Below are 13,890 nucleotides of genomic sequence, written 5' to 3' on the forward strand. Positions count from 1 at the left end.
GCTATGGCACTGGACGCAATTTGCCTGCAAGCGGTGGTGGCAGAGGTCGCCCCGCAGGTGCAGGGCCTGAAAATTGAAAAAATCCAGCAGCCTACCCGGGATCAGGTGATTCTTCTGCTTCGGGGCAACCGGAGACTGCTTCTGTGCGCCAGCCCCAGCCAGCCCAGGCTGAATCTTACGGCCCTGCTGCGGGATAATCCCAGCCAGCCGCCCATGTTCTGTATGCTGCTGCGCAAGCACCTATCCGGCGGACGGATACTGTCCATGGAGCAGGCCCCCCTGGAGCGGGTGGTGACGCTGCGTATAGAGGCTGTAAACGAGATGGGGGAGATGGGAACATTTTCCCTGATTTTGGAGGCCGTAGGCCGCCATTCCAATTTAATATTGTGCGACAGCGAGGGCCGCATCCTCGACTGCCTGCGCCGGGTAGATTTTGAAATGAGCCGACAGCGACAGGTGCTGCCGGGCCTTTTCTACCACCTGCCGCCCAGGCAGGAAAAGCAGTCGCCCGTGGATATGGAAGAGACGATGTTCCGTGCCCTTATGCAGAAGGCCGGTCCGGAGGTACAGGCGGATAAGTTCCTGCTGGATACCTTCACGGCCCTGTCCCCCCTGTGGGCAAGGGAGCTTGCCTACCGGGCCGGAGGCAGCACCGATTGCCGCCTGGGTCGGGCACAGCGCCTGTGGGAGGTGTTTTCCGCCTGGCAGGCCCGGGTGCGGCAGGGAGAATTCCGCCCCACTGTCATAGAGCGGGGCGGTAAGCCCGCTGACTTTACATTTGACTCGGTGCTGCAATATGAAAATGCCGGGAAGATGCGCGTCTGTGAGAGCTTTTCGGCCATGCTGGACGATTTTTTCCGGGAGCGGGAGCAGGCGGACCGGGTGCGGCAAAAAGGGCAGGATCTGCTGAAAACGGCTACCAACGCGCGAGACCGCCTGTGCCGGAAGCTGGCTATGCAGGGCCGGGAGTACGAAAAAACCCAGGATCGGGACCACCTGCGCATCTGCGGCGAGCTGATTACCGCCAACCTCTACCGCATGGGCCGGGGTATGCGTACCCTGGAGGCGGAGAACTACTATGAGGAGGGCTGCCCCCGGGTGACCATCCCCTTGGATGTGCGCCTGTCGCCTCAGGAGAATGCGGCGAAGTATTTTAAGCAGTATAATAAGGCCAAAACGGCGGAGAAGATGCTCTCCCGGCTCATGGCTCAGGGCCGGGAGGAGCTTACCTATTTGGAGAGCGTGGTCCAGGAGATCGGTCAGGCGGAGTCGGAGCAAGATTTTGCGGACATCCGATTGGAGCTGACCGAGGGCGGCTATATCCGGGGCCGGGGCAAAAAGCAACCGGGCTTTCAGCGCAAGTCAGAGCCCCGTCGCTTCCGCACGGACAGCGGTCTGCTGGTCCTGGTGGGTCGCAGCAACCGGCAAAATGACAAGCTTACCGCTAAAACGGCAGAAAAAACCGACCTCTGGCTGCACACGCAGAAAATACACGGCAGCCATGTGATCCTCTGTACCCGGGGGGCAGAGCCGGATGAGCAGAGCATTCTCCAGGCGGCGAAGCTGGCGGCCTACTTCTCCCAGGGCCGGGGCAGCGGTAAAGTAGCCGTGGATTATACGCCGGTGAAATATGTGAAAAAGCCTGCCGGTTCCCGGCCCGGCATGGTAGTCTACACCACCTATCGCACCGTCCTGGTGGAGCCGGAGGAAGACCTCCCCCGCCGCCTGGCAATAAAATAAGCTAAAAAACTTGTCATTGCGAGACCGGCTCGCAAACTGGTCGTGGTAATCCGTTTTCCCAAAAGGGAGAACGCGGATTCCCACGGTCGCAGCGTTCCCTCGGAATGACAGAAGTGTTCTCAAACTTAAAGCGGGCATCCTATTGGACGCCCGCTTTTCTTCAGCATATTTAATTACTCTCCGAAGATTCACGGAACAGCATTGTGATACACCACAGACCGGCGATGCCTACCAGCGCATAGATGATGCGGCTGAGGGCGGCCAGCTGACCGCCGCAAATAAACGCAACGCAGTCAAAGGCAAACAGCCCTACGCCGCCCCAGTTCAGCGCGCCGATGATGACCAGAATCAGAGCGATGCGGTCAACGATCTTCACGATGGACCTCCTCCTTTTCCTAAAAAATACGCCGATATGTAGTCTGTCCCCGGCGGGCAGAATTATTCCGAAACAAAAAAATTGAGAGAGGCAGAAATATTTTCAGACTTTTGGCGGAAAGTGATTGAAATGGGCGGTGGACTTATGTATAATGCAGAATAGAAGCAAAACTGCTTGATGCAATGTATTTTGAATAGGAGGAAAAACATGAACAAGAAGTTTGAAAAGCTTGGCTTCTATCCTGCCGACATTCTTATGCCGAAGGATTGCGACATGACCAAGTGGGCTGTGGTGGCCTGCGACCAATTCACTTCCGAGCCGGAGTACTGGGAAGCGGTGGAAAAGCAGGTGGGTGACGCCCCTTCCACCCTGCGCCTGATCCTGCCTGAGGCAAATTTGAAGGCTCCCAATGTAGACGAGCTCATCGAGGATATCAACGCCTCTATGAAGAAGTATCTCGCTGACGGCGTGTTCAAGACCCTGTCCGACTCCCTGATCTATGTTGAGCGCGAGCAGTCCGACGGCAAGATCCGCCACGGCCTGGTGGGCATGGTAGACTTGGACGCTTACGACTTCACCCCCGGCTCCGGCGCCCTGATCCGCGCCACTGAGGCCACCGTTCAGGACCGTATTCCTCCCCGGGCCCGCGTGCGCCGCAACGCTCCCATTGAGTTGCCCCATGTGATGCTGCTCATCGACAACCCCGAAAAGACCGTCATTGAGCCTCTTACCGCTGCTGCTGACAGCATGGAGGTGGTCTATGACTTCGATCTGATGCAAAACGGCGGACATATCAAGGGCTATAAGCTCTCCGATGCGCAGATCAGCGCCGTGGCCGACGCCCTCACCGGTCTGTGCTCTGACGAGGCCCAGATGGCCAAGTACAACCTCTCCGGTGCGGCACCTTTGCTGTTCGCCGTGGGCGATGGCAACCATTCTCTGGCTACCGCTAAGGCCTGCTATGAGGAGCAGAAGAAGGGCAAGACCCCCGAGGAGTACCTGGCTCTGCCCGCTCGCTACGCTCTGGTGGAGGTGGTGAACAACCATGATGACGCCCTGCAGTTTGAGCCCATCCACCGGGTGCTTTTTGGTGTGAAGCCCGAGCATCTTATGGCCGAGCTGAAGAAGTTCTATCCTGACTGCTATGAGGGACAGGGCGAGGGCCATGTGTTTGCCTACAACTATGCGGACAAGTCCGGCTTTATCACCATTCCCCATCCCGAAAAGCAGCTGTGTGTTGCCTCTGTGCAGACTTTCCTGGACAAGTATCTCAAGGAGTTTGGCGGCGAGGTGGACTATATCCACGGCGACGAGGTGGTGGATGAGCTGGGCAGCAAGCCCGGCAACTTCGGTATCAAGCTGCCTGCCATGGGTAAGGAACAGCTCTTTAAGACCGTTATGGCCGACGGTGTGCTGCCCCGCAAGACCTTCTCTATGGGGCACGCCCAGGATAAGCGCTACTATATCGAGGCTCGCAAAATCGTAAAATAATCGTGGCATTTGCGCATAAACTGTGCTAAAATAGAGCCGCTGGGAGAGAAGTCCTCCCGGCGGCTTTACTCGATGGGAGGGAGAAGGAGTGCTTTGGATCTGGTGGCCGGGCTTTGTAGTCCCGGCATGTATGGTGCTGGGCGGCCTGGGCTGGAGGTGCATTCGGCAGCTGCCCTACCGCCGAAAAGAGGCGCTGAACCCGGAGCAGCTTCTCTATGCTCGGGAGACTTTTTGCCGCACCCTGTGGCAGTTGGGCCTGGCCCTTGGAGCGCTGATTTTCATGGTTATGCGCTCGGTGCGGCTGCTGGGTATTTTGCCTCAGGAGATTATGACAGGTGTGGCCATAGCGCTGGAGATTTTGTCCGCAAAACTGGTAGAGCCTGCGGTGCAGCGGGCTATGTGCGAAAAATTCGGCGATACATTGTTAAACGGAAAAGAGGATGAAAAATGAAACTGACGGAATTGGCCCCTGCCAAGCTGAATCTTACGCTGGAGGTAGGCGAAAAGCGCAGCGACGGATACCATGAGGTGCAGTCGGTGATGTCCTGCGCAGCCCTGTATGATGAGGTGACCCTGGAGAGCGGCACAAGCGGCGAGATCTCCATGACCTGCGATTGCCCGGGCCTGCCCTTGGACGACACAAATCTTTGTCTCCGGGCGGCAAAGCTGTTCTTCAAAAAGACAGGTATACCCTGCGATGGTCTGCATATTGAGCTTTCCAAGCGTATTCCCATGCAGTCGGGTCTGGGCGGCGGCAGTGCCGATGCGGCGGCAGTTCTGCGAGGCCTGCGCAAGCTCTATCGCCCGGAGATGATGATAAAGGACCTAGAGCGTATGGCCGCGGAGCTGGGCAGCGATGTGCCCTTCTGTGTGCGCAGCGTAACGGCTATGGTCCGGGGTAGGGGGGAGCAGCTTCTGAAGCTGCCTAAGCTGCCCTTATGCTGGTTCGTTATCTGCAAGCCGGAGTTTTCCTTCTCCACGGCGGAGATGTATGCCAAGCTGGATGAAAAAGAGCTGGTTTCTTCCATTGACACCCTGGGCCTGATTAAGGCACTGGAGTATCAGGATATGCAGGAAATCAGCGATCGTCTGGGTAACTGCTTTGAAGGGGTTTTAGAGGCGAGCAGCGAGATTTTTGCTATCAAAAATAGGCTGCTGGCGCTGGGCGCCCGAAATGCCTGCATGAGCGGCTCCGGCTCGGCGGTCTACGGCTTGTTCACCCGGGAGGACAAAGCCAAGGCTGCGGCGGCAGAGCTGCAAAAGATCTATCCCCAAACCTGGTTTGCCGAAAGCGTTTAAAAATCAGAAACACCGTCCATACTGTAAGAAATTCTACATAGGACGGTGTTTTTCTATGGGTAAAAAACAAAACAAAAGCAAGTGGAACGCACTGGAGTGCGCCCTGCTTATCATGCTGGCAGTATGCCTGCTGATGGGCGCAGCGGCTTTGGGTAGACAGGACCGACTTCAGCAAAAAATGATTCGCCTTCATGTGGTGGCAAACTCAGACAGCCAACGAGACCAGGCGCTGAAGCTGCAAGTGCGCGACAAGGTACTTGCCTTTACAGAGAATACCATGCGCACTGCTGCGGACAGACAGGAGGCCAACCGCACCCTTCGAGCGGCCCTGCCCACTATTCAGGCCATGGCGGAGGAGACCCTGCGGGAAAATGGCTGCGCTGACAGAGTGGAGACCCGCCTGGAGCCGGTTGAGTTCCCACTGAAAACCTACAGCGGTTTCCGCTTACCGGCAGGGGAATACCTGGCGCTGCGCGTACTGATCGGTGAGGCAGAGGGGCAGAACTGGTGGTGCGTAGTCTATCCGCCCCTGTGTATGACAGCAGCCGCGAATGTCCGGGAGACGGGTATAGCCTGCGGTATGGAGAGGGAGGATCTTGATTTCATGCAAGAGGAGGGGGAGGAATACCAGGTGAAGTTCCGCTGCGTGGAGCTGTGGGAGCAATTGCGCCAGTGGCTGCATAAGTAATTACCACCTTCATCGAAAATTTGGGAAAGAAATAGTGACAAGCCATACCTTTTGTGTTATAATTATAAAACTTGCAGCGGAAACACTGCATTTTCAAGAGGGTAAATTCCTCTGGCAATACAAAGGATTGGATCTGTCATGAAATTAAGTAAACGGAAAATTGAGCTGATGCTGGTAGACATTGCCATCATCATCTGTGTGTACTATATGACTGCGTTGGTCGGCATTTTGCGCCTGCATTCCATCGTCCTTAACGGGGAGCTGAACCTCATCCGTTTGACTGCCCTGGTGATTATGCTGATGACCGGGCGAATCCTCTGCGGTGTGTACCGAAATGTTTGGCGCTACGCCAATATCGAGACTTATTTGACCATTATGGTTTCGGATTTTATATCCAATTTGATTCTGATGCTCATCGGTCGGGTGTGGTTTGCGGTGAATCTAGGCATTGGCGTGCACATGATCGTGGCCATGGCTATTTTACTGGTGACACTGCTGTCCAGGTACTGCTATCAGCTCCTCTACGCCTACCGCTGCAAAAACGCAGATAAGACCATCGAGGGTAACTCCATAAACCAAATTTATAAAGCGGAAGTGGCCATCGTAGGCGCAGGGAATGTAGGCGCCACCCTGGCAGATGAATTTTTCCGCAACCCCCGATCTCGCTATGTGCCGGTGTGCTTCATTGATACAGACCCGGAGAAAATCGGTCAGACGGTCAACGGTGTGCCCATTTATTCCGAGGACGACAGCACAGCCAACCTTTTAAAGCGCATGAAGGTGCAGGAGATCATTATTGCTCTGCCGGACCTGACTGTGGAGCGCAAGCAGCGGCTATATGAGCGTTATCGCCGCACCGGGTGCTCCGTGAAAATATACGACTATCCCTCCGGAACGGAGGAAAAGTCTACGGCCAAGCGTACCCTGCGCGATTTTCGCATCGAGGACCTGCTGTTCCGGGATCCCATCGAGGTGGAGAATCCTGAGACGAAGGCTTTTTATGCCGGAAAAACCGTGCTGGTTACCGGCGGCGGTGGTTCTATCGGTTCGGAGCTTTGCCGTCAAATTGCGGCCCTGCAACCGAAGAAGCTGGTTATTTTAGATATTTATGAGAATAATGCCTACGATGTGCAGCAGGAGCTGATCCGTAAATACGGGGATAAGCTCAATCTGGAGGTCATCATCGCCTCTGTCCGGGATGTAGAGCGCTTGGAGCACATCTTCCGTGATCTGCGGCCCGAGATTGTGTTCCACGCCGCCGCTCACAAGCATGTGCCGCTGATGGAGCACTCCGGTGTGGAAGCACTGAAGAACAATGTGCTGGGTACATACAATGTGGCGGAGATGTCCGAAAAGTACGGCGTGGAAAAATTCCTGCTCATTTCCACCGACAAGGCTGTGAATCCCACCAATGTCATGGGTGCCAGTAAGCGTCTGTGTGAAATGGTCATCCAGTGCCGGGAAAACAGCAAAACGGAGTTTACGGCGGTGCGTTTTGGCAATGTATTGGGCAGTAACGGCTCGGTAATCCCCCTGTTTAAGCGCCAAATCGAAGCCGGCGGCCCGGTCACTCTTACGGATAAGCGTATCATCCGCTATTTTATGACCATTCCCGAGGCGGTGCAGTTGGTAATGGTCACCTGTGCCATGGCCCACAATGGGGAGCTGTTTGTGCTTGACATGGGTAAGCCTGTAAAAATTCTGGATCTGGCGGAAAATATGATCCGCCTGTCCGGCTTTACGCCCTATAAGGATATCGACATTGTGGAGATAGGCCTGCGTCCGGGCGAAAAGCTCTATGAGGAGCTGCTGATGAAGACAGAGGAGCTGGATAAGACCAGCAATGACATGATCTTCATTGAGCGGGATAAGGGCTTGCCCCGGGAGGAAGTAGAGCGCAAGCTGGACTTGGTGCGCCAGGCCATCGAGACGGAGGAGCAGTCCGCCGTGTTAGAGGTCATCCGCAAGACCGTGCCCACCTACCACGACCCGGCAGAAATTAACGGCAAGGCCGATCAGGCTCGGGAGACCGCTGCGGCTAACGAGTAAGTGTCCCTTTAGAAGCTCCTGCCCTCTGCACAGAAGGCAGGAGCTTCTTAAAAAAGAAGAGCTGAAACAATGAGTTTGTGGTTGACAAAGCAGCGACCCTATGATAAAATAAATCTTGCGTTTGGGTTGAGCGCACTTTCACACACGGAGAGATGGCTGAGTGGTCGAAAGCACCGGTCTTGAAAACCGGCGATGTGAAAGCATCCGTGGGTTCGAATCCCACTCTCTCCGCCAAACCGTTTATAAGGAATGCAGAAGTACCCAAGTGGCCGAAGGGGCTCCCCTGCTAAGGGAGTAGGCGGCTTAAAAACCCGCGCGAGGGTTCAAATCCCTCCTTCTGCGCCATCAAGAGACTACAAAAAAGTTGTAGCCTGCAAAAACCCCGATTTTATCGGGGTTTTTACTTTTTTCCGATTCCGTCGATGCCAAATAGACTTGACTTCCGTCGGAAGATACAGTAAAATAATCTCATATTGAAAAAACAGTGATGAAGAGTAGTACTTCCGGACGCTATGCAAAGAGAGGGAGCGGTAGGTGTGAGCTTCCGTGAGGGCCGGGAGGAAGTCGCTTCGGAGTTCTGCCGCCCAGCGTAAGTAAGCGGCAGCGGCCGCCGCCGTTATCGGCTTTTGAGTGCGAGGGCTTGACCCTCGAACACAGGTGGTACCACGGACTGTATTTATGGTTCGCCCTGTTTTGCTTTTGTGGCAAAACGGAGCGGGCCTTTTGTTTTGCCAAATACCGTGAAGGAGATTTTTACCATGCGAAAAGAATTGCCCAAGGTCTATGATCCCCGGGATGTGGAGCCGCGGATCTATAAAATGTGGATGGACGGTGGATGCTTCAAGGCCGAGCCCAATCCTGATAAAAAACCGTTTTCCATCGTAATGCCCCCTCCCAATGTTACGGGACAGCTTCACATGGGTCACGCGCTTGACTCCACGCTTCAGGACATCCTCACCCGCTTTAAGCGGATGCAGGGCTACGAGGCCCTGTGGCTTCCAGGCACCGACCATGCCGGCATTGCCACCCAAATCAAGGTGGAGGAGGCCCTGCGCAAGGAGGAAGGACTTACTCGCCACGATCTGGGCCGCGAAAAATTCCTGGAGCGGGTCTGGGACTGGAAGGAGAAATATGGCAATCGCATCGTGCAGCAGCAGATGAAAATGGGCGCCTCCTGCGACTGGGATCGCAGTCGCTTTACCATGGACGAGGGCTGTTCTCGGGCGGTGCGGGAGACCTTCTGCGAGTTGTATGATAAGGGCCTCATTTACAAGGGCAGCCGCATCATCAATTGGTGTCCTCACTGCTTGACGGCTCTGTCCGACGCCGAGGTGGAATACACCGATAAGCCCGGCAACCTCTGGTATGTGCGTTATCCCCTTACCGACGGCAGCGGTGACATCGTCATTGCCACCACCCGTCCCGAGACCATGATGGGTGACACGGGTGTGGCTGTAAACCCGGAGGACGAGAAGTTTAAGCACCTTATCGGCAAGACCTGTATCCTGCCCATTATGAACCGAGAAATACCCATCATTGGCGACGAATACTGTGAGATCGGCTTCGGTACCGGCGCCGTAAAGATGACGCCTGCTCACGATCCCAATGACTTCGAGGTGGGCCTGCGCCACAATCTGGAAGTCATCCGCGTTATCGCCGATGACGGCACCATCAACGAAAACGGCGGCCCCTACAACGGTATGGACCGGTACGAGTGCCGCAAGGCCATCGTGAAGGATCTGGAGGAGCAGGGTTACCTCATTAAGGCTGAGCCCTATTCGCACAATGTTGGCACCTGCTACCGCTGCCACAACGATGTGGAGCCCTTGATTTCCGCCCAGTGGTTCGTGAAGATGGCACCTCTGGCCAAGGAAGCCATTCGTGTGGTGGAGGACGGTACGATCAAGTTTGTGCCCGAGCGCTTCACCAAGACCTATATTAATTGGATGGAAAATGTCCATGACTGGTGCATTTCCCGTCAGCTTTGGTGGGGCCATCAGATCCCTGCCTGGTACTGTGATGACTGCGGTCACATCAATGTGAGCCGCCAGGATCCCACAAAGTGCGAGAAGTGCGGCAGCACACACCTGACCCGGGATGAGGATGTGCTGGACACCTGGTTCTCCTCGGCACTGTGGCCGTTTTCCACTTTAGGCTGGCCCGATACGGAGTCCGCTGACCTGAAATACTGGTATCCCACCTCCGTCATGGTTACCGGCTACGACATTATTTTCTTCTGGGTGGCCCGAATGATCTTCTCCGGCATGGAGCAGATGAAGAAAGAACCCTTCAAGACTGTGTTTATCCACGGCCTTGTTCGGGATGAAAAGGGCCGAAAGATGTCTAAGTCCCTGGGTAATGGCATCGATCCCCTGGATATGGCGGAGCAGTACGGTGCCGATGCTCTGCGCTTTAACCTGATTACCGGTAACAGCCCCGGCAACGATATGCGCTTCTTTGTGGAAAAATGCGAAGCTATGCGTAACTTTGCCAATAAGATCTGGAACGCGTCCCGCTTTGTGATGATGAATCTGACCATCGAAAAGGTAGAGCTGCCCGATAAGCTGGAGCTGGAGGACAAGTGGATCCTCAGTAAGCTCAACACCCTTATCCGTGAGATCACGGACAATATGGACGCCTACGAGTTGGGTGTGGCTTCCGCCAAGATTTACGACTTCATTTGGGATACCTACTGTGACTGGTATATCGAGCTGACCAAGACCCGTATGAATGGCGACGACCCGGCTGCCAAGCTGGCAGCCGAGAATGTACTGTGCTATGTGTTGCTGCGTATTCTTGAGCTGCTGCACCCCTTCATGCCGTTTATTACGGAGGAAATCTGGCAGGCTCTGCCCCACGAGGGTAAATATCTCATTTCCGCGCCTTGGCCCGTGTACCGCCCGGAGTTTGACTTCCGAGCGGAGGAGCAGGCCATGGAAGCGGTGAAGGATGCTATTTCCGCTGTTCGTGCCCGTCGGGCTGAGATGAATGTGCCTCCCAGCAAGAAGGCCCAAATGATCATTGCCTCGGACCACGCAGAGGATTACCGCATGGGGGAGCATTTCATTAAACGCATGGCTTACGCCAGTGACATCACCGTGACGGATACGGCGCCCACCGACCTGACGGGGCTTGTCACCGTGGTGACCCATGGGGCCAATGTCTATCTGCCCTTGGCGGAGCTGGTGGATTTCGAGAAAGAACTGGAGCGCATTGCCAAGGAGAGGGAGAAGGCTGCTGAAAATCTGGCCCGTATCGAGCAGAAGCTCAGCAATGAAAAGTTTGTCTCCAAGGCTCCGGAGGCTATTGTAAATGCCGAGCGAGAGAAGGCGGAGAAGGCCCGGGCACTCATTGCCAAGCTGGATGAGTCTGCCGCAGCCATGAGAGGTTAATCAAACAAAGGCTGAAAATAAAAACAGAGAGCGGTACGAAATCGTGCCGCTCTCTGTTTTGCGCAGGGATAGGGGAAAGGGAAAGAGGTCGACACGAACCGTGCCGACCTCTTTCCTGTATTGAATCTTGAGGAGAAAAAGAATGAAATCAAAATCAGACTGCGTGGTGTGCGGAGCGCTTCACACGATGCTCTTCGTAATCCAACTCCAGCAGACCGGCTTTAGTGGCAGCCCAGGTGCCGATAGCACCGAAGAACAGGGGCAGATACATGCCGGCCTGACGGATGGGTTCGTCAGGGGCGGTCATCAAGAAAGCGGTAGCTATGAGCAAAATCAGGGATACGATTGCGGTTGCAATATAAAAATTCATGTTTCTCATGCGGTATTCCTCCTAATTCATGGATGAATATGAAATCATTTCCTTGTTGTGATTGCATAGTAGTATAATTAACAAGAAAAGTAAAGCGATGGAACATTACAGTAAATATTAGAATCACTTACAGCGAGTTGGAGAAATAAGAATATTGAAAATTCGGATTTTTTAACAGAAGGAACGAAATTCGACAAAATATTACTACATAAAAAAGTATAATCACCGTAGAAGACAAGTCTGCGGTGATTTTTAACAGGAAGTGGTGAAAAAATGCAGGTCAAAGCAGAGAGTATCGATCGAAAACTGATCCTACACCTGCGGGGCGAGTTGGATCATCATGCGGCCAGACAACTTATGCAGCACATTGCCCGGGAGCTGGAGTACGCACTGCCGTTGGAGACAGAGCTGGATTTCTCCGGTGTAACATTTATGGACAGTTCCGGCATTGCCGTAGCATTGCACACGATGCAGCAGATGAAGCAACTAGGCGGAAAAATGCGCATAGGGTATCCATCGGCACAGGTGAAAAAAGTATTTACAGCCGCCGGATTGCAGCAACTCATTGAATTGGAGGAAGGACATGAAAAGTGAAAATCAGGTCGTACTGGAGTTCCCCAGCCGCAGCAGCAATGAATCCTTTGCGCGGGTGGCGGCGGCGGGGTTCGCTATGCAGCTGGACCCAACGCTGGAAGAACTGGGTGACATCAAGACCGCTGTCAGTGAAGCAGTAACCAACGCTATTATTCACGGTTATCCCGATTGTATCGGGCGCATCGTCATGAAGCTGCGCATTCGAGAGGGAAATGTGATGGAAATCATTGTAAAGGATTGGGGCGTGGGCATTGCCGATGTAGAGCAAGCACGAAAACCTATGTTTACCACCGGCAACGATGAGCGCAGCGGTATGGGCTTTACCATTATGGAAAGCTTCATGGACACCATAAGGGTGAAATCAGCTCCTCAAAAGGGCACTACGGTTACACTGAAAAAACGAATTTCTACCCGCATGGGTGAGCGAAAATGAGTGAAAACAGGCTGGCGCTGCTGGATAAAGCACAGTCGGGAGACAGCGATGCCTGCGGAAAAATGGTGGAGGAGAACAGCGGCCTGATCTGGGCCGTAGTGAGGCGCTACTATGGCTGCGGAGCGGACCCGGAGGATCTATATCAGCTCGGATGTATTGGATTCATAAAAGCTGTAAAGGGATTTGACATTACATATGGAACACAATTTTCCACCTATGCTGTGCCAAAAATTGCCGGAGAAATACGCCGGTTTCTGCGAGATGACGGGCCTGTGAAAGTGGGACGAACTCTACGAGAGAAGGGACAAAGCGTCTGGTCGGCCCGACAAAGATTGCGCGCTGCATTGGGAAGGGAGCCGAAGCTGTCAGAGCTGGCCGCAGAGACCGGCTGGAGCGCCGAGGAAATTGCCACGGCGGAGCTGGCCACCGCTGCACCGGAGTCGTTGCAGCAGGAGACGGCAGAGGGGCTGACACTGGAATCCACCTTGGGTACAGATGCGCCGGAGGAGTCGCTGGTGGAAAAAATTGCGCTGCGGGAGGCCATCCGGGACTTACCGGAGCGGGAGAGGGAAACCATCTATCTGCGTTTTTTTAAGTGCATGACCCAGGAGCAGGCGGCACGAGTATTGGGGGTGTCGCAGGTGCAGGTATCGCGTCTGGAGCGAAAGGGGGTAGCGCATCTGCGGGAGATGCTTCGGGAGTGACAACTGTCTCGGATTGGAACTCCGTCATGGTGCTGCGATAGCGCTTAGGTAAAAAGGTGTTTTGGCAGCGCTCATTGTGCCGCTCCCGGATTGCAATGGTATCAAAAAAGGTTTTCCACAGCTTTCGGTATTCTGCTTCCCGGGGGCTGGGCGGTGCCAAGGTCAGGGAATCCACGAAGATGATGCGAGAGCGGCCGTCCTTGTAGAGAAGCAGCTCACCATGAGTGCGGTCATAAAGGAAGAAAGCCTCCCCGGCGTATCGGCTGCAAAAATACTGCCGTAGAAAGGGAAGCACTCGATTCTTGGGCGTAATCTCGGCACCCATGATGCCGTCGTAGTCTGAAAAACGGACAAAACCCCGCAGCTTCTCCAACTCACCGGAGAGATGACGCACAGCCTTGTACAGAGGATAGCAGGCACTGTCCGATCGGCAGAGAAGAAACTGAGGGCCGTCGGCGTAGAGCTTTTTCACAAAAGCGTACAGGTATGCTTCTTTATTATCCATGCAGGTATAAAAAGCTCTGTAGAGCAGATGCGCAGCCTTAACGGAAAGGGACGATAGGCTGCGCTGAATACGGTCGCTGTGGTTCAAGTTCGTCTCCACGGCGCGAATAGAATAGAGGGAGAGAACAGGGAATTCCTCGTTGCTTACAAAGGCAATGGGGAATTCTTTGTTTACATAACTCTCGAATATACAGCAGAGAAAGCCCTCGTAGGTGCCGTCGTATTCATAAATCATATCGTTCCAAGACAT

13 protein-coding genes, 2 tRNA genes and 1 other annotated feature are annotated in these 13,890 nt (G+C 54.3%); of the genes, 12 read left to right on the plus strand and 3 right to left on the minus strand.

Annotation, left to right across the window (positions count from 1 at the left end; translation table 11 throughout):
- The first annotated feature begins 3 nt into the window (after positions 1 to 3).
- The gene (locus tag KI236_RS02705; RefSeq protein ID WP_212819076.1) at positions 4 to 1,740 is read left to right on the plus strand and encodes an Rqc2 family fibronectin-binding protein; all 1,737 of its coding nucleotides are present in this window, start codon (positions 4 to 6) and stop codon (positions 1,738 to 1,740) included.
- Positions 1,741 to 1,909: 169 nt separating this feature from the next.
- Here KI236_RS02705 and KI236_RS02710 read toward each other — a convergent pair whose 3' ends face one another.
- Positions 1,910 to 2,110, minus strand: a complete 201-nt coding sequence (locus KI236_RS02710) for a DUF378 domain-containing protein (RefSeq protein WP_212820613.1) — start codon at positions 2,108 to 2,110, stop codon at positions 1,910 to 1,912.
- Between the two features lie 213 nt (positions 2,111 to 2,323).
- Between KI236_RS02710 and KI236_RS02715 the strand changes: the two genes are divergently transcribed.
- The 8 genes from KI236_RS02715 (at position 2,324) to KI236_RS02750 (ending at position 11,035) form a co-directional block, all read left to right on the plus strand.
- Positions 2,324 to 3,607 carry a DUF1015 domain-containing protein gene (locus KI236_RS02715; protein WP_212819078.1) on the plus strand — a complete coding sequence of 428 codons (1,284 nt, stop codon included), beginning with the start codon at positions 2,324 to 2,326 and terminating at the stop codon, positions 3,605 to 3,607.
- A gap of 88 nt (positions 3,608 to 3,695) precedes the next feature.
- Positions 3,696 to 4,058 (plus strand): hypothetical protein, encoded by a 363-nt coding sequence (locus KI236_RS02720; RefSeq protein WP_212819080.1) that lies wholly within the window; start codon positions 3,696 to 3,698, stop codon positions 4,056 to 4,058.
- On the plus strand, positions 4,055 to 4,906 hold the full coding sequence (gene ispE / locus KI236_RS02725) for a 4-(cytidine 5'-diphospho)-2-C-methyl-D-erythritol kinase (RefSeq protein ID WP_212819082.1): 852 nt from the start codon (positions 4,055 to 4,057) through the stop codon (positions 4,904 to 4,906). The genes KI236_RS02720 and ispE overlap by 4 nt, the downstream gene beginning before the upstream one ends.
- Positions 4,907 to 4,961: 55 nt before the next feature.
- Positions 4,962 to 5,594, plus strand: coding sequence for a stage II sporulation protein R (gene spoIIR / locus KI236_RS02730; RefSeq protein WP_212819084.1), 633 nt, complete (start codon positions 4,962 to 4,964; stop codon positions 5,592 to 5,594).
- A 138-nt stretch (positions 5,595 to 5,732) separates the two neighbouring features.
- Positions 5,733 to 7,643 carry a nucleoside-diphosphate sugar epimerase/dehydratase gene (locus KI236_RS02735; protein ID WP_212819086.1) on the plus strand — a complete coding sequence of 637 codons (1,911 nt, stop codon included), beginning with the start codon at positions 5,733 to 5,735 and terminating at the stop codon, positions 7,641 to 7,643.
- Positions 7,644 to 7,789: 146 nt separating this feature from the next.
- Positions 7,790 to 7,877, plus strand: a tRNA-Ser gene (locus tag KI236_RS02740).
- A 17-nt stretch (positions 7,878 to 7,894) separates the two neighbouring features.
- A tRNA-Ser gene (locus KI236_RS02745) sits at positions 7,895 to 7,988 on the plus strand.
- A 130-nt stretch (positions 7,989 to 8,118) separates the two neighbouring features.
- Positions 8,119 to 8,337, plus strand: a binding site (T-box leader).
- Positions 8,338 to 8,401: 64 nt separating this feature from the next.
- Positions 8,402 to 11,035, plus strand: coding sequence for a valine--tRNA ligase (locus KI236_RS02750; protein WP_212819088.1), 2,634 nt, complete (start codon positions 8,402 to 8,404; stop codon positions 11,033 to 11,035).
- 154 nt (positions 11,036 to 11,189) lie between these two features.
- Here the strand turns inward: KI236_RS02750 and KI236_RS02755 are convergent, their stop codons facing one another.
- The gene (locus tag KI236_RS02755; RefSeq protein WP_212819090.1) at positions 11,190 to 11,414 is read right to left on the minus strand and encodes a hypothetical protein; all 225 of its coding nucleotides are present in this window, start codon (positions 11,412 to 11,414) and stop codon (positions 11,190 to 11,192) included.
- 264 nt (positions 11,415 to 11,678) lie between these two features.
- Between KI236_RS02755 and KI236_RS02760 the strand changes: the two genes are divergently transcribed.
- From KI236_RS02760 to KI236_RS02770, 3 genes are read left to right on the plus strand one after another with little or no spacing between them, the layout of a single operon-like run.
- Positions 11,679 to 11,999, plus strand: a complete 321-nt coding sequence (locus KI236_RS02760; protein WP_212819092.1) for an STAS domain-containing protein — start codon at positions 11,679 to 11,681, stop codon at positions 11,997 to 11,999.
- Positions 11,989 to 12,432: an anti-sigma F factor gene (gene spoIIAB, locus KI236_RS02765; RefSeq protein ID WP_212819094.1), complete on the plus strand. Its 444-nt coding sequence runs from the start codon at positions 11,989 to 11,991 to the stop codon at positions 12,430 to 12,432. Before KI236_RS02760 ends, spoIIAB begins: the two co-directional genes overlap by 11 nt.
- Positions 12,429 to 13,136 carry a sigma-70 family RNA polymerase sigma factor gene (locus KI236_RS02770; protein ID WP_212819096.1) on the plus strand — a complete coding sequence of 236 codons (708 nt, stop codon included), beginning with the start codon at positions 12,429 to 12,431 and terminating at the stop codon, positions 13,134 to 13,136. Before spoIIAB ends, KI236_RS02770 begins: the two co-directional genes overlap by 4 nt.
- On the opposite strand, the gene KI236_RS02775 is transcribed toward KI236_RS02770, so the two are convergent.
- Entirely contained in the window at positions 13,024 to 13,890 is an 867-nt protein-coding gene (locus tag KI236_RS02775; protein ID WP_212819098.1) for a TIGR03915 family putative DNA repair protein, read from the minus strand. The genes KI236_RS02770 and KI236_RS02775 overlap by 113 nt on opposite strands.

Origin of the sequence: Vescimonas fastidiosa (assembly GCF_018326305.1) — a bacterium.
GTDB classification, from domain to species: domain Bacteria; phylum Bacillota; class Clostridia; order Oscillospirales; family Oscillospiraceae; genus Vescimonas; species Vescimonas fastidiosa.